Source organism: Nocardia sp. PLKS1-43 (assembly GCF_059510335.1).
This window is the reverse complement of sequence record NZ_JCAJZQ010000006.1, coordinates 392,629-417,585: the sequence shown is the minus strand read 5'-3', so window position 1 is coordinate 417,585 and position 24,957 is coordinate 392,629. Positions and strand designations below refer to the sequence as shown.

24 protein-coding genes are annotated in these 24,957 nt (G+C 67.4%); 14 read left to right on the top strand and 10 right to left on the bottom strand.

Features of this window, described 5'->3' with window-relative positions; all coding sequences use genetic code 11:
* Positions 1-844 precede the first annotated feature (844 nt).
* On the bottom strand, positions 845-1,369 hold the full coding sequence (locus AC5WS7_RS23775; RefSeq protein ID WP_495956757.1) for an ArsI/CadI family heavy metal resistance metalloenzyme: 525 nt from the start codon (positions 1,367-1,369) through the stop codon (positions 845-847).
* A 96-nt stretch (positions 1,370-1,465) separates the two neighbouring features.
* Between AC5WS7_RS23775 and AC5WS7_RS23770 the strand changes: the two genes are divergently transcribed.
* The 6 genes from AC5WS7_RS23770 to AC5WS7_RS23745 all read left to right on the top strand — a co-directional run bounded on the left by AC5WS7_RS23770 (position 1,466) and on the right by AC5WS7_RS23745 (position 6,681).
* The gene (locus AC5WS7_RS23770) at positions 1,466-1,825 is read left to right on the top strand and encodes an Rv2640c family ArsR-like transcriptional regulator (RefSeq protein ID WP_495956756.1); all 360 of its coding nucleotides are present in this window, start codon (positions 1,466-1,468) and stop codon (positions 1,823-1,825) included.
* Between the two features lie 500 nt (positions 1,826-2,325).
* Positions 2,326-3,177: an alpha/beta fold hydrolase gene (locus tag AC5WS7_RS23765; protein WP_495956755.1), complete on the top strand. Its 852-nt coding sequence runs from the start codon at positions 2,326-2,328 to the stop codon at positions 3,175-3,177.
* Positions 3,178-3,659: 482 nt separating this feature from the next.
* Entirely contained in the window at positions 3,660-3,827 is a 168-nt protein-coding gene (locus AC5WS7_RS23760; protein ID WP_495956754.1) for a hypothetical protein, read from the top strand.
* Positions 3,828-4,046: 219 nt separating this feature from the next.
* Positions 4,047-4,778 carry a hypothetical protein gene (locus AC5WS7_RS23755; protein WP_495956753.1) on the top strand — a complete coding sequence of 244 codons (732 nt, stop codon included), beginning with the start codon at positions 4,047-4,049 and terminating at the stop codon, positions 4,776-4,778.
* Between the two features lie 76 nt (positions 4,779-4,854).
* Positions 4,855-5,487 (top strand): TetR/AcrR family transcriptional regulator, encoded by a 633-nt coding sequence (locus AC5WS7_RS23750; protein WP_495956752.1) that lies wholly within the window; start codon positions 4,855-4,857, stop codon positions 5,485-5,487.
* A 42-nt stretch (positions 5,488-5,529) separates the two neighbouring features.
* Positions 5,530-6,681, top strand: coding sequence for an acetyl-CoA C-acetyltransferase (locus tag AC5WS7_RS23745; RefSeq protein ID WP_495956821.1), 1,152 nt, complete (start codon positions 5,530-5,532; stop codon positions 6,679-6,681).
* Positions 6,682-6,729: 48 nt separating this feature from the next.
* Here the strand turns inward: AC5WS7_RS23745 and AC5WS7_RS23740 are convergent, their stop codons facing one another.
* Entirely contained in the window at positions 6,730-7,482 is a 753-nt protein-coding gene (locus AC5WS7_RS23740) for a class I SAM-dependent methyltransferase (protein ID WP_495956751.1), read from the bottom strand.
* A 227-nt stretch (positions 7,483-7,709) separates the two neighbouring features.
* Here AC5WS7_RS23740 and AC5WS7_RS23735 point away from each other — a divergent pair, with 227 nt between their 5' ends.
* Positions 7,710-8,129: a nitroreductase family deazaflavin-dependent oxidoreductase gene (locus AC5WS7_RS23735; protein WP_495956750.1), complete on the top strand. Its 420-nt coding sequence runs from the start codon at positions 7,710-7,712 to the stop codon at positions 8,127-8,129.
* Between the two features lie 206 nt (positions 8,130-8,335).
* On the top strand, positions 8,336-10,297 hold the full coding sequence (locus tag AC5WS7_RS23730; RefSeq protein WP_495956749.1) for a molybdopterin-containing oxidoreductase family protein: 1,962 nt from the start codon (positions 8,336-8,338) through the stop codon (positions 10,295-10,297).
* On the opposite strand, the gene AC5WS7_RS23725 is transcribed toward AC5WS7_RS23730, so the two are convergent.
* Positions 10,284-11,165, bottom strand: a complete 882-nt coding sequence (locus tag AC5WS7_RS23725) for a glycosyltransferase family 2 protein (protein ID WP_495956748.1) — start codon at positions 11,163-11,165, stop codon at positions 10,284-10,286. The genes AC5WS7_RS23730 and AC5WS7_RS23725 overlap by 14 nt on opposite strands.
* A 179-nt stretch (positions 11,166-11,344) precedes the next feature.
* A complete protein-coding gene (locus AC5WS7_RS23720; protein WP_495956747.1) occupies positions 11,345-12,514 on the bottom strand; it encodes an FAD-dependent monooxygenase in 1,170 nt (389 codons plus the stop codon).
* 148 nt (positions 12,515-12,662) lie between these two features.
* Here AC5WS7_RS23720 and AC5WS7_RS23715 point away from each other — a divergent pair, with 148 nt between their 5' ends.
* Positions 12,663-13,427 (top strand): helix-turn-helix domain-containing protein, encoded by a 765-nt coding sequence (locus AC5WS7_RS23715; protein ID WP_495956746.1) that lies wholly within the window; start codon positions 12,663-12,665, stop codon positions 13,425-13,427.
* Between the two features lie 139 nt (positions 13,428-13,566).
* On the opposite strand, the gene AC5WS7_RS23710 is transcribed toward AC5WS7_RS23715, so the two are convergent.
* Genes AC5WS7_RS23710 through AC5WS7_RS23695 form a run of 4 tightly spaced genes read right to left on the bottom strand, consistent with a single transcriptional unit; the run spans position 13,567 to position 17,058 of the window.
* On the bottom strand, positions 13,567-14,658 hold the full coding sequence (locus tag AC5WS7_RS23710; RefSeq protein ID WP_495956745.1) for an NAD(P)H-dependent flavin oxidoreductase: 1,092 nt from the start codon (positions 14,656-14,658) through the stop codon (positions 13,567-13,569).
* Positions 14,655-15,413: a CoA-transferase subunit beta gene (locus AC5WS7_RS23705; RefSeq protein WP_495956744.1), complete on the bottom strand. Its 759-nt coding sequence runs from the start codon at positions 15,411-15,413 to the stop codon at positions 14,655-14,657. Before AC5WS7_RS23705 ends, AC5WS7_RS23710 begins: the two co-directional genes overlap by 4 nt.
* Positions 15,413-16,288 (bottom strand): CoA transferase subunit A, encoded by an 876-nt coding sequence (locus AC5WS7_RS23700; RefSeq protein WP_495956743.1) that lies wholly within the window; start codon positions 16,286-16,288, stop codon positions 15,413-15,415. The genes AC5WS7_RS23705 and AC5WS7_RS23700 overlap by 1 nt, the downstream gene beginning before the upstream one ends.
* A gap of 5 nt (positions 16,289-16,293) precedes the next feature.
* The gene (locus AC5WS7_RS23695) at positions 16,294-17,058 is read right to left on the bottom strand and encodes an enoyl-CoA hydratase family protein (RefSeq protein WP_495956742.1); all 765 of its coding nucleotides are present in this window, start codon (positions 17,056-17,058) and stop codon (positions 16,294-16,296) included.
* A gap of 50 nt (positions 17,059-17,108) precedes the next feature.
* Here AC5WS7_RS23695 and AC5WS7_RS23690 point away from each other — a divergent pair, with 50 nt between their 5' ends.
* The 5 genes from AC5WS7_RS23690 (at position 17,109) to AC5WS7_RS23670 (ending at position 22,532) form a co-directional block, all read left to right on the top strand.
* Entirely contained in the window at positions 17,109-17,903 is a 795-nt protein-coding gene (locus AC5WS7_RS23690; RefSeq protein ID WP_495956741.1) for an SDR family oxidoreductase, read from the top strand.
* Positions 17,904-17,940: 37 nt separating this feature from the next.
* Positions 17,941-18,855: an SDR family oxidoreductase gene (locus tag AC5WS7_RS23685; RefSeq protein ID WP_495956740.1), complete on the top strand. Its 915-nt coding sequence runs from the start codon at positions 17,941-17,943 to the stop codon at positions 18,853-18,855.
* Between the two features lie 370 nt (positions 18,856-19,225).
* Entirely contained in the window at positions 19,226-20,617 is a 1,392-nt protein-coding gene (locus AC5WS7_RS23680) for a hypothetical protein (RefSeq protein ID WP_495956739.1), read from the top strand.
* Between the two features lie 12 nt (positions 20,618-20,629).
* Positions 20,630-21,142: an ImmA/IrrE family metallo-endopeptidase gene (locus tag AC5WS7_RS23675; RefSeq protein WP_495956738.1), complete on the top strand. Its 513-nt coding sequence runs from the start codon at positions 20,630-20,632 to the stop codon at positions 21,140-21,142.
* A 370-nt stretch (positions 21,143-21,512) separates the two neighbouring features.
* Complete coding sequence (locus AC5WS7_RS23670) at positions 21,513-22,532, top strand: hypothetical protein (protein ID WP_495956737.1); 1,020 nt, start codon at positions 21,513-21,515, stop codon at positions 22,530-22,532.
* A gap of 298 nt (positions 22,533-22,830) precedes the next feature.
* Here AC5WS7_RS23670 and AC5WS7_RS23665 read toward each other — a convergent pair whose 3' ends face one another.
* Positions 22,831-23,247 (bottom strand): helix-turn-helix domain-containing protein, encoded by a 417-nt coding sequence (locus tag AC5WS7_RS23665; RefSeq protein ID WP_011207048.1) that lies wholly within the window; start codon positions 23,245-23,247, stop codon positions 22,831-22,833.
* Positions 23,248-23,750: 503 nt separating this feature from the next.
* Positions 23,751-24,917, bottom strand: a complete 1,167-nt coding sequence (locus AC5WS7_RS23660; protein ID WP_495956736.1) for a steroid 3-ketoacyl-CoA thiolase — start codon at positions 24,915-24,917, stop codon at positions 23,751-23,753.
* Positions 24,918-24,957 lie beyond the last annotated feature (40 nt).

Sequence of the window (24,957 nt, the reverse complement as noted above, 5' to 3'; positions counted from 1 at the left end):
GCCATATGGCATCGAACGCTTCGACATCGCTCCCGCGGGCTCCGGCTACGCCGCGATGGCCGGGCAACTGCGCGATACCGTCAACTCCATCGCCGATATCGGTGCCGCTGCATAAGTCACCGGCGGCGGGTTGAGGGACGGTTCTGGTGAGCTGCCTTCGGTATCGCGGCGGGGCTCGGTGACTCGAATATTGCTGTTGCGGTGGAAGTTTCCGGTAGCGGGTTGAGGGGCCGGTTCTGGTGAGGGCGCCTTTGGTATCGCGGTATGGTCCTGCGACTCGGATATCGGTGTCGCGGCATAAGTCTCCGGCGGCGGGGTGACGAGTGGTTCTGATGAGGGTGCCTTTGGTATCGCGGCGGGGCTCGGTGACTCGAATATTGCTGTTGCGGTGGAAGTTTCCGGTAGCGGGTTGAGGGGCCGGTTCTGGTGAGGGTGCCTTTGGTATCGCGGTATGGTCCTGCGACTCGGATATCGGTGTCGCGGCGTAAGCCTCCGGTGGAGGGGGGTGAGGGGCCGGTTCTGGTGAGCTGCCTTCGGTGTCGGGCGGGCTTGGCGACTCGAATATTGCTGTTGCAGTGGGAGTGTCCGATGGCGGGTTGTGGAGCGGTTCTGATGAGGGTGCCTTCGGCTTTGGTTCGATCCGCGGAGAATTCAAGGCCGATCGCCGTGGCCAGTTCCAGGGGCGATGTCACATCGGCTGCGATACCTCGAGGAGCAGGGGCGCGGCCACAGCGTTCCGGGTGATGGCTCGAGCGCCGGGGTGCGGCAGGGATTTTCGGTGGCGCGAGCGTCGCGGGCGCAACGGAAATCTCTGCTGGTGGCCCGGTTTGGTGTCGCCGTGGATTCAGGTGGCGGTCGGGGGTTCGGTGTCGCGGTCGGCGTTCCGGGTGGTGGCTCGAGCGGCCGGGCTGCAGCAGACGTTTCCGGTGGTCTGGTCGTCCGTGTTGCAGCATGTTTGCACGTTGGCGCTGTCTACCTCGAATTCTTCTGCGGCGCTGAATGTTTCGCTGTCGGCGAGTACGGTGTAGACCTCCCATCTCTCGGTGTCCGGGCCGGTGACCCACACCTTGTCCTGGGTGGCGAAGCAACATGTGGTCGCGATCTGCTCCTCGGTGAACAACCCCGCCTGCGACAGGCGGGCGATTTCGTCGTGGACCTGTTCGGAGGACTCGACCTCGACCCCGAGATGGTTGAGCGTGCCGCCCTGGCCGGTGTTCTCGAGCAGCACCAGCTTCAACGGTGGGTCGGTGATCGCGAAGTTGGCGTAACCGGGCTTGCGCTTGGCCGGTTCGGCATCGAACAGCGTGGAGTAGAACGTGATCGCCTGCTCGAGGTCGTCGACGTTGAGTGCGAGTTGGATGCGAGACATCGGAAACCTCCATTGTGTGACATATGTCGAAAAGGTTGTGCGGTCGATTCTTGCACCTTTTCGACATATGTCAATGCCGTCGCTAGCATGGAATCCATGCCCAAGACGCTGCCCGTGATCGATATGTCCGCGCCGGTGTGCTGCGCGCCGGTGGCCGCGGGCCCGGTCGACGACGCCGCCGCGCTCGAAGTCGCCCTCCGGCTCAAGGCCCTGGCCGACCCGGTTCGGGTGAAACTGATGTCGCTGCTGCTGGCCGGGCCGGAGACCGGCGAGAACGGGGGTGCGCTCGCCGCTGCGGTCGGGCTGTCCGAGTCGACGGTCAGTCACCATCTCGGCCAGCTCCGCAAGGCCGGGCTCGTCGAATCCGAACGCATCGGGATGAGCGTCGTCCATCGGGCCAGGCGTGACGCGCTGTCCGCGTTGTGTGTTGTGCTGGACCCGAATTGCTGCCGCTGACCAGAGAAACGAATATGGCCACGTCGATATTCGTATCGAGGGTGACGTGCGGTATCTGACCATGCCGACCGGAGCCGTGGTCCGGGAGTATCTGGTGACCGTCGACGACGAGGCTCGTCGTCTGGCGTATTCGGCCGTCGAAGGATTTCGGTTGCCGATCGAGCATCATCACGCGTCGTTCCAGGTTTTTCCGGACGGCGACCGGGCGCGATTTGTGTGGATTACCGCTGTGTTGCAACGAGTTCCGAAGGGAAACGTCGATGTCCGGATCGATCGCGGCGCGCATCGGCCGATCGGGCCGCGGACTCGGGCGAGCGGTCGGGGATCTATGCGGATCGGACAGGTTGCGCCAGGGGGCCGGTGTGGGATCATGAATTGGCGGCGGCCAGCGGTCCGATGAATCGGCTGTCGCGGTTCACAGTTTCATGAACACCCGAGTGCAGTTCGGCTTTGCATGCTCAATGTCTGCAATCCACGGCAACAACTTCGGGAGGCTTGTCATGAACGATGCGATCGACCAGTTCGCTGACCTGTCCGAGGTCAGGATGTGCTACCGCGACGAAGGTGATCCGGCCGGGCCGCCGATGCTGATGATCATGGGGCTCAACTCGCAGCTGATCCACTGGCCGCAGCCGATGATCGACGACCTCGTCGCGCGCGGCTACCGGGTGATCCGTCCCGATAACCGCGACAGCGGCCTGACCTCGTGGAACGCCACCCCTCGTCAGTACTACCTGCGAGCGATCGCACGGGACTGCGCCGAGTTGCTCGATTACCTCGACATCGACCAGGCGCATATCGTCGGTGCATCGATGGGCGGGATGGTCGCTCAATTGTTCGCGATCGAGTACGAGCCGCGAGTGTTGTCGCTGTGTTCGATGATGAGCACTCCGCATGCCGGCATCGGCATGGCCCACAGCGACGTGCTCCAGGAACTGCTGAAACCGCTGCCGGCGGATCATGACGCCGCGATCGAGCAGATCGCCGCGCTGTACGCGCTGATCGGCTCGAAGACCTACGCCGAGAGCGAGCGGGCCCGCCGGTACGACATGGCGACTCGGGCCTACGAGCGCGCGCGTCATCCCGAGGGTGCGGCTCGTCAGGTGACCGCGGCCGTCATCGCGCCCGACCGCACCAGCAGACTCCAGCAGTTGGAGGTGCCCGCGCTGGTCATCCACGGTGCGGAGGATTCGCTGATCAGGATCGCCGGAGGCGAGGCGACGCGTGCCGCGATCCCCGGGTCGAGCTATATGCCGCTCGACGCGATGGGGCATGATCTGCCCGCACCGCTGCTCGGTGCGGTGGTCGAGGCCATCGCCGAGAACGCCGCTCGGCGACCCGCTGTCGTGTAAATCCGCATGCTCTGCCGTCGCCGGGTGGCCGTCAGCGGTCACCCGGCGACGCGCGTTCCGGCGGTTTTCGAGTTCGTTGCGAAATATGTTGATGCGCAGTGCATTTCACTAGCGTTGGTGTTCATTTCGGGGCGCTCTTCGCCGTGGGGTGGGCCGACCTAGGACGGCGGCAAGATCATCGAGGGCGTTGACGGTGATGGCTTCCGCGCTCGGAGTAAGCGCGAAAGCGTTTGTCGCGCAGGGTAATCAGTTCGCCGGTGCAGTCTCCAGCCTGGATCTGCCGTGCACGGGGAATACAGTGTCGATCCGAACCGGCTCGACGATATCGTCACTCGGCTGTCGAGTCCGGCCCAGTTCGTCGAGGAGCATCTCGACGCTCTGGATCAATCGGGGCAGTGCACGCCGGGTCCTGGTCCGGCGCACGAGCCAGCGCATCGTGAATGAAATTCCGCCGCAACGGAATTCGTCTCGAGAATGTCGAGATGAGTACGGCCGCCCGGAACGCGCACATCCAGTACGCCGCCGCCAAGACGGCGAACATCCGCATGTTCGGCAGACGGGAGCTGGTCTCCGCCGACTCGCGGATCTACGACGACGCAGCCGAGAAACTGGCCGATCGTCGTCTGTCTTCCTCAGACCACGTCCGTTGACGCGCCGTCGTCCGTTGGCATCCCGGCGTCGTGGACGGTCGGCTGTGGGGCGGAGGCGGGCGGGTGCGGTGGCGATGCATCGGACATACCTCGCACAGGTTGATGATCACCTGCGGAGCGAATCCCGGGCATCCGGAAAATCGGTGGCGCTGACCACCCTGGATTGTGCGATCCTGAGGTAGGCCGGTTCGGCGGAAATTTTCGAAGGGACCATGGCCCATGGGTCTGGACCACCGTGACAACGAAGAGCTGGAACTCGAGCTGGTGCGTGAAGTGGTACTGGCCCGCAGACGGCTGGACGGCAAGGTGATGGCCGCGTTGGCGCTGGGCGCGGAACTTCTCGATCACGAATCGGATGATGTCGCCGCGGCGAGGGCTGCGCAGATGCTCGAGGAGTATGCGGTGGATGAGGACGAGGTCGCACGCGATCCGCGGTGCGCGCTGCGGGCCGATATGGCCCGGGACCGGGCGCGGGCGGTGCGGATCGGGCGCTCGGCCGCGCCGGGGAGTGTGGAATCGGAGGAGGATCGGCGGCGGCGTCAGCGCACACTGCTGCTGTGCGAGGTGCGGTCGGATCTGCTCGCGGTGGTGCGGCGGTGCCGCAGATTCAGCTATGACCGAGTGGCCTTCGCCGACGGGATCGCCGAAGGATTGTGTGCCGCGACGGACAAAATGGTGAACGGCGCGGATATGGACACCTACCGCGCCTGGCAGCGGGGGATGGTGCTGAAACTGATCGAGGAGCCCGTCGCGAGCGGACCGCCGCGGGTGCTGGCGACGGTCGACGCCGGACCGGGCCGTGGACCGCTGACCGTCGAGTGGGACAGTTGTGAACGGCGGCTGGCACTGGTCGCGCGGATGGCGCGGGCGGGGATATCACCGGTGGCGATCTGCGATCGGCTGCTCGCGGATCTGTCGGTGTCCTCGCCGCTGCGTTATTCCGTGCGATGAGCCATCGGGTGATGGAGATCCGGGGTCGCCGAGGACACAGATAGACCAAGCAAATGCTTGGTTGTACGATGGGCGGGTGCCCCCACCCGACGCATCCAAATCCGCACGTCGCGCCGAACTGCTCGCCATCGCGGCAGGTCTGTTCGCCGAGCGTGGGCTGCGTGCGACCACGGTCCGCGATATCGCCGACGCCGCCGGAATCCTGTCCGGCAGTCTCTACCACCACTTCGATTCCAAGGAATCCATGGTGGACGAGATCCTGCGCGGCTTTCTCGACGACCTGTTCGGGCGATACCGGGAGATCGACGCGTCCGGTCTGCCCGCGCGTGACACGCTCGAGGCGTTGGTCATCGCGTCCTTCGAATCGTTCGATCGGTCGCACGCCGCGGTAGCGATCTATCAGGCCGAGGCCAAAAGACTCAGCGGCACAACGCGTTTCGAATACATCGACGAGTACAACCGGGAGTTCCGGGAGCTGTGGCGGCGAGTGCTCGACAAGGGCGTCGGCGACGGCAGCTTCCGGCCCGAGCTCGATACCGAACTGGCCCTTCGTTTTCTGCGCGACACCGTCTGGGTGTCCGTGCGCTGGTACAAGCCCGGCGGCCGCATCACCGTGGACAACCTGGCCAAGCAATATCTGACCATCGTGCTGGACGGACTCACCAACCCCGAGCCCGGCGCGAAACCCACAGTCCAGCAAGGTAAGTAGGAGTCATCCATGTCAGCACCTGCCCGTCGTCAGTATTCGCCCGTGCGGGAGGCGTACGTCGTCGATGCCGTGCGCACGCCGGTCGGCAAGCGCGGTGGCGCGCTGTCGGGTGTGCACCCGGCCGATCTCGGCGCGGCGGCACTGCAGGGTCTGTTGGGGCGCAACCCGATCGATCCCGCCGCGGTGGACGACGTGATCGTCGGCTGTGTGGACAACATCGGCCCGCAGGCCGGCAATATCGGCCGCACCATGTGGCTGACCGCCGGATATCCCGAGCAGGTGCCGGGGGTCACGGTGGACCGGCAGTGCGGATCCAGCCAGCAGGCAATCAATTTCGGCGCGCAGGCCATCATGAGCGGCACCGCGGAGGTCATCGTCGCCGGCGGTGTGCAGAACATGAGCGCGATCCCGATCTCGTCGGCCATGCTGGCCGGTAGGGAGTACGGGTTCGATTCGCCCTTCGTCGGCGCACAGGGCTGGGATCACCGGTACGGCACCGGCGAGGTGTCGCAGTTCAACGGCGCGCAGCTGATCGCCGAGAAGTGGGATATCAGCCGCGAGGATATGGAGCGCTGGGCTCTGCGCAGCCACGAGCGCGCCCGAAAAGCCATCGCGGAGGGCACTTTCGACCGCGAGATCGTGCCGGTCGGCGATTTCTGGATCGATGAGGGCCCGCGCGAGACGACGCTGGAGAAGATGGCCGGACTGAAGCCGCTGAGCGAGGGCAGCCGCCTCACCGCCGCGGTCGCGAGTCAGATCTCCGACGGCGCGAGCGCGACTCTGCTCGCCTCGGATTGGGCCGTCGCGGAGTATGGGCTGAAGCCGCGGGCGCGCATCCACCACGTCAGCGCGCGCGGCGCGGACCCGATCTACATGCTCACCGCACCGATTCCGGCGACCAGGTGGGCGTTGGAGAAGACCGGGCTGAGCATCGAGGACATCGACGTCATCGAGATCAACGAGGCCTTCGCCTCGGTCGTGCTGGCCTGGCTGAAGGAGACCGGCGCCGATCCGGAGAAGGTCAACGTCAACGGCGGCGCGATCGCGCTCGGACATCCCCTCGGCGCAACCGGCGCGAAACTGTTCGCGACACTGCTGAACGAACTCGAGCGGGTCAACGGCCGGTACGGGCTGTTGACCATCTGCGAGGGCGGCGGCACGGCGAACGCCACCATCATCGAGCGACTGAGCTGAGTCCGTTTGTGGCCGAGGAGCTTTCGTAGCGCCCCTCGGACCCGGGAGCTAGTCGACGCGGGTTGCCACAACCGCCCACACGGGCAGGTGCACCCGATCGTTCCGCAGCAGCGGCGCGAGGATCCGGAATTGTTCCTGCACCGGCCTCATCCGTTCGGCCCATCCGGAGTCGCCGTCCATCTCCTCGGTCAGCCGGATGAACGTCTCCGGGGAGAAGGTGGCCTGGTACGTGGTGGTTCCCAGGTAGTCGATGCGCCATCCGGCCGCGGGCAGCACCCGGTCGAAGTTCTCCGCCGGTAAACCTTCGGGTTGCAGGCCGTTGACGTTGTGGCGGCCGAATTCGAACATGAACAGTCGCGCCCCGGACCTGGTCGCGCGGTGCAGGGCCTGCGCGTACCGGTGCTGGGTTTGCTCGTCGTCGAGGAACACGTGGTAGAACGCGCTGTCGACGACGGTGTCGAACCGACCTTCGAGGCCCTCGAGCCGGGTGGCGTCGGCCACCTGGAAGTCGACGCGCACCCCGGCGTGCTCCGCGTTGCGTTTCGCCCGCTCGATCGCCGCCGGCGCCGCGTCGATTCCGGTGGCCGAGTAGCCCTTGGACGCGTAGTGGATCGCATGATGTCCCGGGCCGGTTCCGGGGTCGAGCACTTCGCCCCGCACGGCGCCGTAGGCCACCAACTGCTGCACCGCGGGTTGCGGGCCGCCGATGTCCCAGGGGATCGAAGCGGGGGCGTTCTGCTCCGGCGGCGCGTCGCGGTACAGCGCTTCGAAGTCCGGTGTGCGGTTCGGTTCCCTGTCCATGACTCCTCCTTCGATTGCGGACGGGCCACACCTGAGGGGTCGTGCTGGAGATGAGACCAATGGTTCCGCAAGTCCGCGGCGGGCGCCAGCGCCCCGGAGGCCGGCCGGCCGCAATCAAGGTCGTTCGGCTGTTGCCTTCGACGTCGGACAGGGGGACGCTCGGGTTCATGGCCAAGTCGTATCGGGCGGGGTGGGCTGTCAGGGCGTCAAACGCGTGGATGCGGGTCGTGATACGCGCTGGACTGCCGATGTGGACGTTTCGCGTGCTCACGGTGGCCGGACGCCGGACCGGCCGGGCGGTACAGACGCCGTTGACGGTGTTCGAACACGACGGGCGGCGCTATCTGGTGGCCGCCTACGGAACGGTGAACTGGGTGCGCAACCTGCGTTCGGCGCGCGGGGCGGCGACGCTGCGACACGGTAAGCACGTCGAGCGCGTGACGGCTGTGGAGCTGCCCACCTACGAGGCGGCCCGGGTGTTCCGCGCGGCGCTGGTGTCCGGGCCGCCGCGCGTTCCCAAACCCTTCGTGGCGCTGTATCGGCGGTATTTCGTGCTGCCCTATCTGGATGTCGACGAGGATTCCTCGCCGCAGCAATTCCTCGACAACGCCCGCACCCACCCGGTCTTCGAGATCGTTCCGGCCTGATACCCGAGCTGGACCACGGACCGTCGTCGGATACCGCCGTGGTATCGGCCGCCGCGATCGGCGCGCGATCCTAGGTACGGCTCACCGGGAACTTAATGAGATCCGGCGTGCGTGCGAGAGCCGGAGCCGGTCAGAGGCATCTCGGGCCTGCCGGCCGGAGCGGGGGACGGGGCCGGGCAGCGGATCTGCTGGTTACGATCGATCGGGTGAAGGTGTTCGGGGCTTGCGCGCTGGATTGTCCCGACGGGTGCTCGTGGGAGGTGACCGTCGAGGACGGCGTCGCCGTGGGGATGCGGGGGACCAAAGCACACCCGGTGACCAGGGGTGCGTTGTGCGTGAAGGTGAACCGGTATCTCGAGCAGTTGAACGCTCCGGACCGGATTCGGTATCCGATGCGTCGGGTCGGTCGCAAGGGCGAGGGGCGATTCGAGCGGATCGGCTGGGACGAGGCGCTGGACGAGATCGCCGGACGTCTGCACGGAATCATCGACGAGTATGGGGGAGAAGCGATCTGGCCGTTCCTGGGGACGGGGAACCTGGGCTATGTCCAGGGCACCGAGGGGCTTTCGGTGCGGCGGCTGTTCAATGTGCTGGGGGCCTCGCTGCACGATCCGACGATCTGCTCGGCGGCCGGGTCGGCGGGGCTGAAGTACACGCTCGGCACGGCCGGCGGGATGGATCCGGAGGATTTCGCGCATTCGGAACTGGTGTTGCTGTGGGGCACCAACCCGCTGACCTCCGGGCATCACCTCTGGAAGTTCGTCCAGGACAGCGGGGCGTACACGGTGGCGATCGATCCGGTGCGCAGCCGCACCGCCGAACGGTGCGACGAGCATCTGGCGCCGCTGCCGGGTACCGATGCCGCGCTGGCACTCGGATTGATGAACGTCATCGTGTCGATGCGGGCGCACGATGCGGGGTATCTCGCCGAACACACCGTGGGCTGGGATGAATTCCGCAGCCGGATAATGGAATTCACGCCCGATCGGGTCGCCGGGATCACCGGGCTGCCGGTCGAGCGGATCGTCGGGTTGGGGGAGCGGATCGCCCGCACCCGGCCCACCGCGATCCGGGCTTCGCAGGGCATCCAGCGGCATGCCGGTGGCGGGATGGCGCTGCGGACCATGGCCTGTCTGCCCGCGGTGACCGGTGACTGGGCAATTCGCGGTGGCGGACTGCACTATTCGACGTCGGGGCATTTCCAGCTGGACGTGCCGGGGCTGGCGCGGTTCGATCTGCTGCCGCATCCGGTGCGCACGTTGTCGCAGACGCGGGTGGGCGCGGGATTGCTCGAGGCGTCCGACCCGCCGGTCAAGGCGTTGTTCGTGATCGCGGCCAATCCGGTGGGATCCAACCCCGAACAGCGCGCCGTGGTCGAGGGCCTCTCCCGCGAGGACCTGTTCACCGTTGTGCTGGAACACTTTCCGACCGACACCGTCGACTATGCCGATATCGTGCTCCCGGCGACCATGCAGCCCGAGCATACGGATTTCGTCGCGGCCTACGGGAATCTCTACCTGGTCTGGAACGAGAAGGCGGTCGAGCCGCCGGGTGAATGCCTGTCCACGACCGAGACGTTCCGCAGGCTCGCACGCCGGATGGGGCTGACCGAACCGGCGCTGTACGACTCGGACGAGGAACTGCTCCGAGTCGTGTTGCAGGGTTACGACATCGACCGTCTGCGCTCGGAGGGTTTCCTCAAGATCGAGCCGCGTCCGGTACCCATCGAGAAGATCAACTTCACCTCGACCCTCGCCGAACGGGCCGGGCACGATCGGCTGCCCGGCTACACCCCGCCCGCCGACCCGGGAACCGGGCTGGTGCTGATATCCGCTGCGCCGCACTATTTTCTGAACACCACGTTCGGCTCGAACCCGGAATTGCGCCGTCGTGCAGGTGAATCCCGCATCGCCATCCACCCCGAGGACGCCGCCGTCCGCGACATCGCCGACGGCGCACCGGTTCTGGTCGCCAACGCCCGCGGCTCCTTCGAGGCGGTTGCCGAGGTCTCCGATCGGGTCCGTCCCGGCGTCGCGGCCACCACCAAGGGACGCTGGGCCAAATTCACCAACGGCGCCACCGTGAATGCGACCATCGCCGAACGTGATTCGGATTTCGCCGGCGGCGCGGTGTTCCACGACAACCGGGTGGAGATCACTCCACGCTGAGCGATCGGTCCGCGCTCAGGCCGGTTCGGTGCGCGCGGCGTGATGTGCCGGGGCGCAGGCTGAAGCGTCGCCGGTCGAAGTCCCAGAAGCGGTAGAGCGGCCACTGGATGGTGTGCGTCAGCCAGGCGGCCGAGATGAGCATTCGATGGATGGGCTGCACCGGCAGGCTGTGGTCCCGCAGGGTGCGCAGGCCCAGTAGATGGAACCGCCAGCGGTTGATCGGGGTGTCGCGGCGACGCCGGGCCGAGGTCCGGGCGCGCATGTGAATCAGCTGGTCGATGCGAATCCCGCTCTTGCACAGGCATAACGCCAGATCCAGATCTTCGATGACGTCGCGTCGCGTCTGGGTTTCGGCACGGACTTTCAACCATGCGTCCTTGCGTATCGCCATATTCGGCCCGTACATATTGCCGACCTGACCTCCCAGTCTTCCGGCGCGGATCAATATCCGCTGGCCGAATTGCAGGAAGAAACCGATCGGGGAATCGTGGTATGTGCACAGGCCGGTCAATGCCCCGGTTTCCGGGTGGCCGACGAAGTAATCGCGAACGGTCGCCGCCCAGTCCTGGCCGACGATGGTGTCGGCATCGGTGCGAGCGACGAATTCGCCACGCGCCGCGTCGAATCCGGCGTTGCGAGCAGGGGCGATACCGCGATTCGGCTCGTGCAGCAGGCGCACCCGCGGATGCTCGGCCAGGAAAGCGCGGACGATCTCGACGGTGCCGTCCGTGCTGCCGTTGTCCACGACGATCACCTCGTCGACCGCATCCTGAGCGACCAGACTTCGCAACGTGCGTGAAATATTCGCGGCTTCGTCGAGAACGGGAACGACTACCGACAGAACGATCGGTGAATTGGTTTCCGTCATGAATGCAATCCGTCCGGGGGCCCGTACTCGACGACCAACATATCGCACGAAAGTTACGCCGAATACCGAACTATGGCATCCTCCAACGAGTTACCGGCCGCGATTGGAGTCGATCTCGGCGCTACTGTCGGCATTCTGCCTCGCAGGACCCGATCGAGGAACAGCGGCGGTGATGTGCGTCACGCTCGTACCGCGAGCGCTCGGTGCGCCACCCGCTCGGCGTCGTAGGTTCGCAGCTGCAAGCGGTCGTAGATGGCGACGATCCGCTCGGCCTGCTGCTCCGGCGACATAGCGGACGAGCGATATAGCAGTCCGGCCTCCCGGGCGCCCTCGCGGACCTGGCGATTGCGTTCGACGCGTAACTCCTCGTAGCGCCGCAGAAGCGCCGGAATGTCTGCGGCGCAGGCATTTTCGAGCAGTACGGCGAGCGTGATGGCATCCTCGACGGACTGGTTCGCGCCCTGCCCGAGGTGTGGGGTCACCGCGTGGGCCGAATCGCCCAGCAGCGTGATGCGCTCGGTCGACCAGCGCCGCATGGGCTCGCGATCGTAGATTCCCCACCGGAAGGTCTGGTCCATGATCGCGATGACGTCCTGAACCTGCCGGTCCCAACCGTCGTATGCCGCGGCGAGGGCGGCGACATCGCCCGGCGCACTCCAGCTTTCCTCGACATTCAGGTCGGTGGGGACGAACGCGACGAGATTGAGCAACGCCCCGTCCGAGACCGGATAGGTCAGGAAGCTCTGCCCCGGCCCGACCCACAGCGACCACAGGCCCATGTCGTAGACGCCGTCCAGGCGCTCGGCCGGGATGAGTCCGCGATAGGCCATGATCCCCTCGCTGACCGGTTCGCTCTTCGCGCCGACCAGCGGCTGGATCGCCGAATGGATGCCGTCGGCGCCGATCAGCAGGTCCGCGCGCGCCGCGCTGCCATCGGCGAAGTCGATTCGCACCCCCGCGCCGTCCTCGGCGGCGGCCACGCACTCGTGACCGAGCCGGACCGTACCGGGAGGCATCGCGGCTACCAGCAGGTTCTGAAATTCCGCCCGATGCAGGGAGTAGGTCTCCGTGGCGGGATACGGCGGCCGGTAACCGGGCAGCGCCTGGCCCTGCCAGGTCTGCATCGTCACCGTCGAGGACTTGCCGGCGATGGCGGCGATCGAATCCAGCAGGCCCAGGCTGTGGTAGACGCGGGCCCCGTTGGCGCCGATCACGACCCCGGCGCCCAATTCCCGCAGTTCGCGCGCTTTCTCGTAGATCGTCACGTCGATTCCACGCCGGTGCAGCGCAATTCCCGCTGTGAGCCCGCCGATGCCGGCTCCCACGATCGCGACCCGTAACCCACTCATGATCCACAGCCTCCGATTCCCGCAAACGCCTTCTCCTCCTGCACAGCCTCGCCCCACCGGACCCGCCGGCGCCAGTGCCGAGCACTCCTAGGAGTGCCGCACCCACGGCACCCGGTCCGGCGGTCTGACCTGGACTAACATTGGCGCTGTGCTGAACAGGCTGGGGGAATTCCTTCGCGCCCGCCGAGCGGCCGTGCAACCGCCTGCCGACCCGCAGCGCCGCCGGCGGCAGACACCCGGCCTGCGCCGCGAGGAGGTGGCCGTGCGCGCCGCCATCAGCACCGACTATTACGTCCGGCTGGAGCAGGGCCGCGAACGGAATCCGTCACCGCAGGTACTCGATGCCCTCGCGAAGGCGCTGGAACTGTCGACGGCCGAGACCAGTTATCTGCACGGCCTGGTCAGGCAGCCTCCTGCCGCGCGCAAGCCGACCGGCGTTCGCGAGGAGGTCAACGAATTCCTGTCGCTGGTCATGCGATCGTGGGAGCCGGGCCCGGCCTACATCGTGAACCACCGCAGCGACGTGCTGGCGGCCAATCGGTCGGCGCGGGAACTCTTCGAGCGTTTCGAGATCTCGGACAACATTCTGCGCATGCTGTTTCTGGACCCGGCCGCCCCGCGGATATGGGCGGACTGGGACGCGTTCGCGCGGTTCTTCGTCGGCGGCATCCGCCGCATGATCGGCCCTGTGCCCGAGGACGATCCGGTGACCAGCGCACTGTTGGCGGATGTCGCGGCCCGCAACCCCGCGTTCAGCGAGCTGTGGAACCGGCACGAGATCGGCGTACCCGAACGCAAGCAGAAGTGGATTCACCACGAGGAACTCGGTGAGATCGGGCTCGACTTCGAGCTAGTGGCCGCGCTGGACACCCCGCATCAGTATCTCGTGCTGCACCGAATCCAGCGGCAGTGATCAGCGGTCCGGTGCCGCGATGACCGACGGCTCCCGCTGCGCCGCAACGGTATCGGCGTATCGGTCGGCACGCGAAGCGCAGGCCGCCCCGTGAGAGGCGTTCGGGGCGGCCTGCGGTGATCGGCTCGTGAGAAGCCGATCACGTTGTGGGGGTGGCGCTTCCCGCGTTGCGCAGTTCGGCGAGGGCGTCGATGCGGGCGACCGCCTCGGCGATGATGCGCTCGATCAGGTCGGCCACGGTGGGCAGATCCTCGATGATGCCGGTGACCTGCCCGGCGGCCAGCACGCCGGCCTGCGTATTGCCCTCGACCAGACCGGCTTTGAGCAACATGGGGGTGTTGGCGGCCATGATGACCTGGGACCAGGTCAGGTCCTTCTGCTTGCGCATGGTGAGGCCGTCGCGGACGATCGTGGACCACTTCATGCCGGTCATGGACTTGAACTTCGCGGCGTTGGCGACCGCGGCGGCCAGGCCGCGCCAGCTGCCCGAATGCTCCAGGCGGTCGACGAGATCTGTGTTGAGCACGCGGTGCGGCATGCCGTCGACCTTGCGGGAGACGACCGTGTCCTGCAGGCCGCGGCGCAGGTATTCCTGCTTCACCGAATCGGGCACGCTGCTGTCCTGGGTGAGCAGGAAGCGGGTGCCCATCGCGACGCCCGCGGCACCGTAGGACAGGGCCGCGGCCAGCCCGCGACCGTCGAAGAAGCCGCCGCCCGCGATCACCGGGATGTCGACGGCGTCCAGGACCGAGGGCAGTAGCAGGGTCGTCGCGACCGGGCCGGTGTGGCCGCCGCCCTCACCGCCCTGCACGATCACCGCGTCCGCGCCCCAGGAGGCGACCTTCACCGCGTGTTTGGCCGCGCCGATCGACGGGACGACGACCACGCCGTTGTCCTTCAGTCGCGCGATGAGCTCCTTCTTGGGCGCGAGCGCGAACGAGGCCACCTTGATGCCCTCGCGGATCATCAGCTCGATCCGGTCCGCGGCGTCGGTGGCGTCGGCGCGGATGTTGACCCCGAAGGGTTTGTCCGTCTTGGCTTTCGTCTTGGCGATTGCCTCCTCGAGTTCGGCGAGGGTCATCGTCGCCGACGCCAGAATGCCCAGTCCGCCCGCATTGGCGGTGCCCGCGACCAGGCTCGGACCGGCGACCCAGCCCATGCCGGTCTGCACGATCGGATGCTCGATGCCGACCAGTTCGGTCAACGGGGTGCGCAACCGCTGCCCGGTCACGACTGAACCTCCTTCTCGCGAATGCCCTTGGGGTCCAGCACATTCCGGATGATGTCCAGTTCCTCGTCGGTAGGCAGCCGGGTTTCGCCCGCCTCGGCCAGGCCCGCGACCTCGAACGAGGTGTTCTCCGCTACCTCCTCGGCGCTCACGCCCGGATGCAGCGACAGCGCGCGCAGCGTGTGGTCCGGCCCGCCGAAGTCGAACACGCCCAGATTCGACACCACTCGGTGCAGGTGGTGGAACCGGTACGCCGGATTGGCGGGATCGACCTTGTCGTAACCGATTCCGGAGACGATGTCCACGCTGTCGCAGAACACCCGCTTACTGTGCCGGGGGACGAAGTAGCTGGTGGGGTGGTTGATGGTGTTGCCCGGGGCGCCGCGCACGCCGAACATCTGCCGGGTCGGCTGTTGCAGCGGGCCGAACGCGGACAGGTTCTGATTGCCGTGGCGGTCGATCTGATTCGCACCCATGACCACATGGCGACGCCCGGAGTTCACCACGTCGAACACCTTCGAGAACGGAATCCAGCCCTCGATGGGAGCCTTCCCGCCGATCGGCGGAACCTCGGCGAAGAACAGTGCCTCGCCGTCGGACAGCAGCAGATCGGGTTCGAAGGTCAGCCGTGCCAGCCGGGCGCCGATGGTGGTGATGGTGGACATCGGCGAGGCCATGATTTCGCCTGCGCCCCGGAATATTTCGGCCGCGGCGATGACGCAGACCTCGGCCCGCGTGATTGTGCTGGTGTCTGTCATTACTTCTGCTCCTCGGCGAAAGCCTCGACGGCGGCCTGGTATTCGTCCTCGGACACGTCCAGATAGCGAGCCTTGAACTCGGCCCACGACTCGGGTGTCTTGGCCGCCTCGACGTAGTGACGCTGGAACTTCTCGTCGCGACGGTAGCTGCCGGAGAAGGTGAAGTGCGCGCCGCCGGGCGCCTCGACCACGCCGTCGACCATCATCCGGTTGAGCAGCAGTGCTTGCTGCGGAACGGTTTTCACCAATTCCTCGGTTTCCACCAGGCGGTCCACCGACAGGTAGCGCTTCTGCCCAGCGAGGGCGAACAGATCGTCCATGTACGGATCCACGCCGGTGTACGCGGCATTGCCGTGCTTGTCGCCCAGATCCAGGTGGAAGAATGCCGCGTCCAGATTCAGCGCGGGCATGGCGACGAGGGTCTCGGCCTTGCCGTCGGTGGGGTACGGGGAGGTGACCGTCTTCAGCTCGCCCTCCCAGAAATCGATGACCGAGGAACCCAATCCGGCCCGCACCGGCAGGAACGGCAGCCGGGCCGCGGCGGCCTGCAGGCCGGATTTGACCATGCCCTCGTCCATTTCGCGGACGGTGATCGCGCCCTCGGTGCGGGCCTTGGCGAACCACGGATCGTAGAACGGCGCGGAGTCCAGGGATACGAAGCCGTAGTAGGCCTTTCGCACCTTGCCCGCCGAGCACAGCAGGCCCAGGTCCGGGCCGCCGTAGCTGACGACGGTGAGATCGGTGACGTCCGAACGCAATAGCGCCCGCACGAAGGCCATCGGCTTGCGTCGCGAACCCCAGCCGCCGATGCCGACGGTCATACCGCTGCGCAGCTCGCCGACGGCCTCGTCGAGCGTCATTCGCTTGTCGCGCATGGCTTCTACTTCTCCTTCTTCTGTGCGGCCAGATCGTCGTCGAACCGAGCCCGGATCTCGTCGGCCACGCCGGCCAGGTTCAGCTCCATCGTGAAACCCTGCTCGAAACGGTAGGAGCGGTGCACGTCCTGGACGTCGATCCCGTTGAGGGCCTTCTTGGCCGCCCGGATCACGCGTCCGTCCTTGTTCGCGATGTTCTTCGCGACTTCCAGTGCGGCAGCGTCGAGTTCGGCCCGCGGCACCACCTGGTACACGGAGCCGAAGTGGTGCAGCTGCTGCGCGGTGAGCTTGCCCGCGGTGAAGAACATCGTGCGCATCAGATGCTGGGGGACCAGGCGCGCGAGATGGGTGGCCGCGCCGAGCGCACCGCGATCCACCTCGGGCAGGCCGAAAGTGGCGTCATCGGAGGCGACGATGACATCGGAGTTGCCGACCAGGCCGATACCGCCGCCGAGGCAGAAGCCGTTGACCGCGGTGACGACGGGGACCTGGCAGTCGTAGACGGCCCCGAATGCCTCGAAGCAGCCGTGATTGGCGCGGATCAGCGCGGTGTGCCCGGAATCGGCGTTCATCTCCTTGATATCCACGCCCGCGTTGAACCCGCGGCCCTCCGCGCGCAGCACCACCACCCGGGTCTCGGGGGCGCGCCCGGCCTCGCGGATCGCGTCGGCGAGGGCGAACCAGCCGTCGGACGGCAGGGCATTGACCGGCGGGTAGTCGACGGTGACGACCTCGACGCCGTCGGATTCGGTGTGACGGTTGATCCCCATCTCGAGTCCCATCGTTGGCAAAGCAAGCAAGTGCTTGGTAGGTTATCACGGTGGCAATAGAAGTGGACCTCTCCGGATCCGTAGTTCTCGTGACCGGCGGCGTGCGGGGCGTGGGCGCCGGGATCAGCCGGGTCTTCCTGGACGCCGGGGCGACCGTGGTCACCTGCGCGCGCCGTCCCGCCGAATCCCCGGTCGAGAGTTCGGGCCGCGCGGCCGAATATCTGCCCTGCGACGTGCGCGACGGCGATGCGGTGACCGCGCTCGTCGATGCGATCGTGGCCCGCCACGGCCGGCTGGATCATGTCGTCAACAACGCCGGTGGCGCACCGTTCGCCCCGGCGGCGACGGCCAGCAAGAACTTCCACGCCAAGATCGTCGAGCTGAATCTGCTTGCCCCGCTTCTGGTTTCGCAGGCTGCCAATGCGGTCATGCAGAAGCAGCCGGAGGGCGGTTCGATCGTGATGGTCTCCAGCGTCAGCGGGCATCGGCCCTCGCCCGGCAGCGCGGCCTACGGTGCGGCCAAGGCCGGGGTCGACAGCCTGGTTTCCTCGCTGGCCGTCGAATGGGCGCCGAAGGTGCGGATCAATTCGGTGATCGTGGGCATGGTTCACACCGAGAGCAGTCATCTGCACTACGGCGATCAGGACGGAATCGACGCGGTCGGCGCGACGGTGCCGCTGGGGCGCCTGGCCGCGCCCGAGGAGATCGGCCGGTGCGCGCTGTTCCTGGCCTCGCCGCTGGCCTCCTACGTCACCGGCGGCACCCTGCTCGCGCACGGCGGCGGTGAGCGCCCGGCCTTCCTCGATGCCGCGACCGTCAACGAGCCGGCTGCGGCTCCGCGCTGAAATACACTGCACCACAACGGAAATGAGAGCAGAAGAGATGGCTGACCGAGACAAGCTCTGCGCCGGACGCACCGTCATCGTGACCGGGGCCGGCGGCGGCCTGGGCCGGGCGCACGCGCTGGCCTTCGCGGCCGCCGGGGCGAATGTGGTGGTCAACGATATCGGCGCGGAACTCGACGGCACGCCGCGCACCGATTCCCCGGCCGCGCAGGTCGTGGAGGAGATCCTGGAACTGGGCGGCAAGGCCGTGGTCAACGGCGACGACGTCGCCGACTGGGCGGGGGCGAAGCGCCTGATCACGCAGGCAGTGGAGACCTTCGGCCGGCTGGACGTGCTGGTCAACAACGCCGGAATCGTCCGGGACCGGATGCTGGTGAACCTTTCCGAGCAGGAGTGGGACGCGGTCGTGCGGGTGCACCTCAAGGGCCACTTCGCGACCATGCGGCACGCCGCGGAGTACTGGCGCGGGGAGTCCAAGGCGGGCAACGCCGTGGACGCGCGCATCATCAACACCAGCTCCGGCGCGGGCCTGCAGGGCAGTGTCGGGCAGGGCAACTACGCCGCGGCCAAGGCCGGTATCGCCGCGTTGACCATCACCGCGTCGGCCGAATTCGGGCGTTACGGCGTCACCGTCAACGCGATCGCCCCTTCCGCGCGCACCCGGATGACCGAGACGGTGTTCGCGGACATGATGGCCAAACCCGAGGACGGGTTCGACGCCATGGCCCCGGAGAACGTCTCACCGCTGGTGGTCTGGTTGGGCAGCGCCGATTCGGCTGGTGTGACGGGCCGGATGTTCGAGGTCGAGGGCGGTAAGGTCGCGCTCGCGGACGGCTGGCGGCACGGTGTTCCCGTCGATCGCGGCGCGCGCTGGGAACCGGCGGAGGTCGGCGCGGCGGTGCGCGAGCTGATTGCCGGATCGACGCCGCCGGAGGCCGTCTACGGCGCCTGAATCACGCGTGCGGTCCCGGGGCGCCGAGCCCGGGACGATGCGGACGGACCGGATCGCGTGAGCTTCCCCCGCGCCCGATCCGGCCCGGTTCGGCACCGAATACCCCTGTGCGCGTTGCGATGATCGTGCGACCCGCGCACCCGCGAGAGCGTGCACATCGCCGGATCGCGTTCACCGCCGAGGTCGTCGCCGACCGTGGAACGTGACGTCCGCGGACCATGTGTGCCGACCGCACGAGTGGGATGTCTCACATCATCCGACTGCGCGAGCAAACAACCCGCAGTTATGATGATCGGCATCCGTTCAACTCCCGGATGATCCGCGACCGGGTACAGATCTGCGCTGAAGATGATGAGGGGAAGGCAAGCGCATGGCCATAGGTCGCATTCTGCGCGTCCTGACCGTGACCGGGTTGGCTGCCGGTTACGGGCTACTGGGGGCGTTCGCCGCCCAAGCGCAGCCCGCCCCGCTCTGTCCTCAGTGCACTCCGGCGACGCCGAACAGCCCTGCGAAACCGGGCAATCCGCTGAAACTCGGCAATCCGCTGACGCCGGGCGGTCCGATCGGGCCGGGCAACCCGTTCTCTCCGGGCAACATCTTGACGCCGGGCTCCGCTGTGCGGCCGGGCAACTCGCCGAAGCCGGGTGATCCGGTGCCGCCGGGCAACTCCACGAACCCCGGCAACGCGGTGCGGCCGGATAGTGCGCCCGATCCCGACCAGGGCATTCCCCTGCAGATCCCGGGCCGGTCGACGGCACAGTCCGGCGTACCTGTGCGGCAGTCGCCGCAGCGGAATTCCGCCGCGGGTTCCACGCCCGCGCACGCCACTCGCCCGGCACCGGGCCTGCCCGTCAGGCCCGCTCCGGCCGCCGGAATCGAAGGCCTGGCGGGGCTGCTGGGTCTGCTCGGCACCGGGTCGGCCGCGGCCGGATCGGCTGCGGCGGGCCCTGCCGTGGCACTGGCCGGTACCGGCTCCGCGGCCGTCGGCTCGGCCGCCGCGGGGACCGGTTCGGCCCTGGCCGGCACCGGGTCGGCCGTCGCGGGCGTCGGGCTCGGCGCAACCGGTTCCGCCGCAGTGGGTTCCGCCGCCGCGGGTACCGGTTCGGCCCTCGCCGGAACCGGATCCGCCGCCACCGTGCTCTTGGCGACGTTGCTCGGAACCGGTTCCGCCGCAGTCGGTTCCGCGGGTGCGGCCACCGGCGCGGCGCTGCTCGGAACCGGTTCCGCCGTCGGCCCGGCGCTGGCTGCCATCCTCGGAACTGGTTCTGCCGCAACGGGTTCCGCTTTGGCAGGGCTGGCCGGAACGGGTTCCGCGCTGACCGGTTCGGCCGCGCTCGGTTCGGCCGCTGCCGCCTCGCCACTGCTGCTCCTGCTGCTGTTGCAACCGCCGCCGTCCCCGCCGGCGCCCTCCGCGCCGCTGGCCGTACCGCCCACCCCCGGTGGGGCCGGGGCCCCGGCTCCCTCGGTCCCGATTCCGGGCGCGGCGGCCCCCGCCGCGGCCCCGGCCGCGCCGGCCCCAGCGCCCGCCGCGCCGCCGGCCGCCTCCCCGGCTCCCGCGTCGCAGGCCCAGCCGAATCCCGATGTGCGCCCGACTTCGGCGAACTCCGCACTGCCCAAGCCCGCGGTGCTGACCGTCCTCGGCGGTCTGGTCGCCATGGCCCTGGCGGCGGCCGCATCCGGCGCGATCAGTTTCCAGAGCGCTTCGGCCGCGCAGGCGCGCATCGACGCCGCACGCGCGGAATTCTTCGGACCTCGGGCATAGGGGGTTGAGGTCATGACCGGGAGTCGTACCCAGAGCGGCCGTTCGTATCGCCGCGTCGCGGCCGCGGTGGACGCGGTGTGCGCGGTGGCAGCCGATTTCGACGCGACCGATCTGGACGAGGTGGTCCTGGCCGTCTCGGCCGAACGCCGCCGCCCGATCGAGATCGCCAGTGCCCAGCTCGGACCCGGGGTGTGTGGTCAGCGACGGAGTTATCCGGAGAAGGACGTCATCGTGCTGGCCTCGGCGCTGCCGGGCCGCGAGCACACCCTCGCACACGAGTTGGGGCACATCATCTTCGATCATCCGGGCGAGGCGGCCACCGAGGTCACCCTCGAGGCCAGCGACGATCTCATCGCGTACATGCTCAGCCAGCGCTCGCATCAGCAGATCGTCGACGACGGTGAGGACGAGCAGGCCGAATGGGAAGCCGAGACCTTCGCCAACATGCTGATGACACGTCTGCGCGTATTCCACAATCGCGGTGCGGGCGTCTCGGTCCTGCGCTTCGACGAGGCTCTGGGATGAACGCGCGGATCCCCGAGCGGACAGCACGCGCGGGCACACCGGGTGGCGGCGACGTGCGCGGTGGGGCACAGCTCGAGTGGGCCCCGGACACGACGAACGCTGCGATGACGGGTCGTCCTGTGGCGCAACGGATCAGCACGCGCCGGGCGTGGTCGTCACGAACCTCCGTGGACATGCCGCGGTGCCGTATCGGCCCGTGCCACGGGGAAGAGTTCACCCGCATGCTGTCGGTGACCGGCGAGCCATCCGGTCACCCGGACGCGCGCCGAGGCGACCTCCGTGGCGGCGCGCGGCTCGGACGGGCGTCGCCCATGGCGAGCGCGGCAGTCGATTACGCAGGCGCACAGGGAAATTCGCGAGGGGAAGCGGCATGACATTCTGGTTGACCGCGCTGCTGATCTGGATGGCGGCGGGGGCCCGGGTGGGCCGGGTGCTGGTGAAACCGGCGACGACCGCGCGGGTGGCGATCGTGATCGCGGTGGCCTCGGTCGCGGCCGCGGCGACCGTCTCGGTCCCGGAAATCGCTCTGGCACTGGACAATCTGGTGCCGCACGGCATTCACGGCATGATGTTCGGCGACCGGATGGTCGTCGCGGCCTGGTTGTTGTTCGCCGTGGCCACCTCGGTGGTGGCCGCGGCGGCCTGGCCGGTGGTGTCGCGGCGGAATCTGCGGCAGATCGCGCTGGTGATCTACGGCGTCGGCCTGATCGCCATCGCGCTCACGCTGGCCTGGTCGGTGCTGTTCGGCTGGGTGATGACCCTGGCGGGCTGTGTGTTCATCGCCGTGACGGGCCTGCGCAACCTCGACTGGACCGCCCTGGGCCGCGGTATCGCGCTCTACACCTTCGGCACCCTCGTGGTCGGTGTGCTCGCGGCGTTGTCGATCCGCCGGCTGGCGATCGGCGAGGTGCCCGCGCGGCCCTCCACCGCGGGGTGGTACTGGCCGGTCTGGCAGATCGCGAGCCTGCTGATCGCGGTGGGCGCGGTGTGGATCGTCATCGAGCTGTGGGTGCGAGCGCGCGTGCTACTGCGGCAGATTCGGCCGCTGCACCACACCATGATCAAGCGTTTCCCGGAGGTCGTCGCGCACGATCAGACCGGCTCCACGACGCAGCTAAAGGCCTCGGACCACGTCGCGCAGATCATGGACGCGCTGTATCTGCAGTCCGGCGGCGGCGTCGAACTGGCCGCGGCCGGGACGCCGCCGGGGTCGGCCGCCGAACGCGCCGAATTCGTCGCGCGCTGGGCGCACAACCCGCTGGGCGATGTGGTGGTCGACGCGCGCTGGATCGCGCCGCCGCAGGGCCTGAGCCCACGCGGATGGGTGCAGGCGATTGCCCGCGCATTCGATGCCGAACCGGGACGTCCGGCGATATCGCGACGCACATGAAATACCCGGCTCGAAAGTCCGGTATGCATGTTTTGTCTTCTGTGTTTACGGGAACACCAATGGGTTTTTTCGTGCTCGGTCACAAACGCTCGGTGTTCGCCGAACCAACCGGTATGGCGGCGTCGATCACATCCGCTAATCCGTTGTGTACACATGTGTGTGCATGACAGATCGCCGGAGCGCAACCTCGAGGTATGTGCTCGCACTTGTGACCGAAGCGTTGTCCGCTTCGGTTTTCGACCCAAAAGCGACACAGCGCGGAAATCGGACTCCGCACTGTGTCGCTTTGTGGGACTTCCTATTCCGTGCCGTCCGGCGGAATCTCGGGTAGACCCTCACTCGCCCGCAGCTTCTCGGCCATGGAGGTCAGGAGATTCTGCGATTCCTCGGAGAGATCGAACGCCCTACTCGACAGACGACGCAGTCCATAGCCCTGGAGCTGGGACAGCAGCTCGAGATCATGATCGATCTTGGCCGCGTAGATGTCGTTGAAGAAGTAGTCCGGTTTGACCTTGAAGAACTTCGCCAGCGCGGCCACCGTCTCGTCAGAGGGGTTTGTGCGCTGTCCCGACCGCAGCTGAGAGAGATACGGTTTCGAGATCGGATGGCCGGAGGCCGTCAGCGCAGCCGCCACCTCGGCGTTGGTGTGCGGCTTACGCCCCGGGGGATGCACGGTTTCGAACAGCTTGTTCAGCCGCGCCGCGAAATCAGCCATTGTGAGCCGCCCAATTCCCTTCGCTGTACTAACAGTCGTTATCTCGGATACGTATCATTGATATTAGCGGCTGAGTAACTGAAAACCTACGCCTGATTCGCGATTTCCTTGAAGCTTCCAGACACCGGGTTCGTGAACCGGCGGTGGCGGCGGCGTTTGCGGGCCACCGCAACGGTTGTCGGGAACCGCAGGTAGACGCCGGTTCTGGCCCGTCGCAAGGGTCGTTCGACCCAAACCGTTGATTGCCTCGTAATAGCTGACGTCTCATCGTCCTGTCTGTACCGGAGATTGTGTGGCGTACGACACGTTCGGATATTTCGGGCGTGAAGGTTCAACAACGGCTGATAAGAGCCCTGATCGAATCCGCGTGGCCCCTGATCTGGGCTGTCACATGTACGCCAGCGACGCACATGAGGACCATACTCACAACTCCGCCCCGGCGCGCGGGAAGGTGCGCGCCGGGGCGGAGATGCCGGGATCGTTGCTGACCGATTTGTCGGGTATCAGATCCGCTCGATGATGGTGCCGGTGGCCAGGGCGCCGCCGCAGCACATCAGGATCATCGCGGTGCTGGAGTCCGAACGCTCGAGTTCGTGCAGGGCCGTGGTGATCAGGCGAGCGCCCGTGCTGCCCACCGGATGCCCGATCGCGATCGCGCCGCCGTTGACGTTCACCCGGTCCAGATCCGGCTTGTGCACCGAGGCCCAGGACAATACGACCGAGGCGAAGGCCTCGTTGATCTCGAACAGATCCAGATCGCCGATGCTCATGCCGCTGCGCTCGAGCAGTCGCGAGCACGCCTGCACCGGGCCGTCGAGGTGGAATTCCGGCTCACCGCCGACCAGGCACTGCGCCACGATGCGGGCGCGCGGGCGCAAACCCGTTCGGGCCGCGGCCTTTTCGTCCATCACCAGCACCGCGGCGGCGCCGTCGGAGATCTGCGAGGAGGTTCCGGCGGTGTGCACGCCGCCCTCGAGCACGGGCTTCAACTTGGCCAGCCCCTCGCGGGTGGTCTCGCGCAGACCCTGATCCCGGCTGACATCCAGTTTCTCGCCGGTGAGGTTGCCCGCCTTGTCGACCTGTGGCGCGCCGGTGACGGTGAGCACCTCGCGATCGAAACGCCCCTGCGCCCATGCCTGCGCGGCCAGGCGCTGGGACCGCTCGCCCCACTCCTCGACATCGTCGCGAGTCAGCCCGCGCCGCTTGGCGATTCGTTCCGCGGCCTCGAACTGGTTGGGCATATCGATATCCCACGACGCCGGGCGGCGCGGTCCGGCGTTCTCGCCGACGTTGGCGCCCAACGGAACATGACTCATCGACTCGATGCCGCAGGCGAGTCCGATCTCGATGGCGTCGGTGGCGATGAGTCCGGCGACCATGCCGACGGCCTGCTGGGCGGAGCCACACTGGTTGTCGATCGTCACCGCGCCGGTCTGCCACGGCAGTCCGGCGTGCAGCCAGGCGGTGCGGGTGACATTGTTGCCCTGCTCGCCGACCTGCATGACGCAGCCGCCGACGACCTGCTCGACGAGGGCGGGATCCAGCTGAGCCTTGTCGAGCACACCCTGTTGTGCGACGCCGAGTAGTTCGGCGGCGTGCAGGCCGGCCAGCCAACCGTTGCGCTTACCGATCGGGGTGCGCGCTGCCTCGACGATGACGGGTGTTCCCATAGCTATCCTCCCGTACATAAACTGTAACAAGTTCCCCAGA

Coding starts and splice junctions, on each gene's coding strand:
- AC5WS7_RS23775 (WP_495956757.1), bottom strand. CDS start 1,369: ATGTCTCGCATCCAACTCGCACTCAACGTCGACGACCTCGAGCAGGCG.
- AC5WS7_RS23685 (WP_495956740.1), top strand. CDS start 17,941: ATGGCTGACCGAGACAAGCTCTGCGCCGGACGCACCGTCATCGTGACC.
- AC5WS7_RS23670 (WP_495956737.1), top strand. CDS start 21,513: ATGACATTCTGGTTGACCGCGCTGCTGATCTGGATGGCGGCGGGGGCC.
- AC5WS7_RS23755 (WP_495956753.1), top strand. CDS start 4,047: ATGGGTCTGGACCACCGTGACAACGAAGAGCTGGAACTCGAGCTGGTG.
- AC5WS7_RS23660 (WP_495956736.1), bottom strand. CDS start 24,917: ATGGGAACACCCGTCATCGTCGAGGCAGCGCGCACCCCGATCGGTAAG.
- AC5WS7_RS23705 (WP_495956744.1), bottom strand. CDS start 15,413: ATGACAGACACCAGCACAATCACGCGGGCCGAGGTCTGCGTCATCGCC.
- AC5WS7_RS23720 (WP_495956747.1), bottom strand. CDS start 12,514: ATGAGTGGGTTACGGGTCGCGATCGTGGGAGCCGGCATCGGCGGGCTC.
- AC5WS7_RS23695 (WP_495956742.1), bottom strand. CDS start 17,058: ATGGGGATCAACCGTCACACCGAATCCGACGGCGTCGAGGTCGTCACC.
- AC5WS7_RS23770 (WP_495956756.1), top strand. CDS start 1,466: ATGCCCAAGACGCTGCCCGTGATCGATATGTCCGCGCCGGTGTGCTGC.
- AC5WS7_RS23760 (WP_495956754.1), top strand. CDS start 3,660: ATGAGTACGGCCGCCCGGAACGCGCACATCCAGTACGCCGCCGCCAAG.
- AC5WS7_RS23725 (WP_495956748.1), bottom strand. CDS start 11,165: ATGACGGAAACCAATTCACCGATCGTTCTGTCGGTAGTCGTTCCCGTT.
- AC5WS7_RS23765 (WP_495956755.1), top strand. CDS start 2,326: ATGAACGATGCGATCGACCAGTTCGCTGACCTGTCCGAGGTCAGGATG.
- AC5WS7_RS23675 (WP_495956738.1), top strand. CDS start 20,630: ATGACCGGGAGTCGTACCCAGAGCGGCCGTTCGTATCGCCGCGTCGCG.
- AC5WS7_RS23740 (WP_495956751.1), bottom strand. CDS start 7,482: ATGGACAGGGAACCGAACCGCACACCGGACTTCGAAGCGCTGTACCGC.
- AC5WS7_RS23700 (WP_495956743.1), bottom strand. CDS start 16,288: ATGCGCGACAAGCGAATGACGCTCGACGAGGCCGTCGGCGAGCTGCGC.
- AC5WS7_RS23680 (WP_495956739.1), top strand. CDS start 19,226: ATGGCCATAGGTCGCATTCTGCGCGTCCTGACCGTGACCGGGTTGGCT.
- AC5WS7_RS23665 (WP_011207048.1), bottom strand. CDS start 23,247: ATGGCTGATTTCGCGGCGCGGCTGAACAAGCTGTTCGAAACCGTGCAT.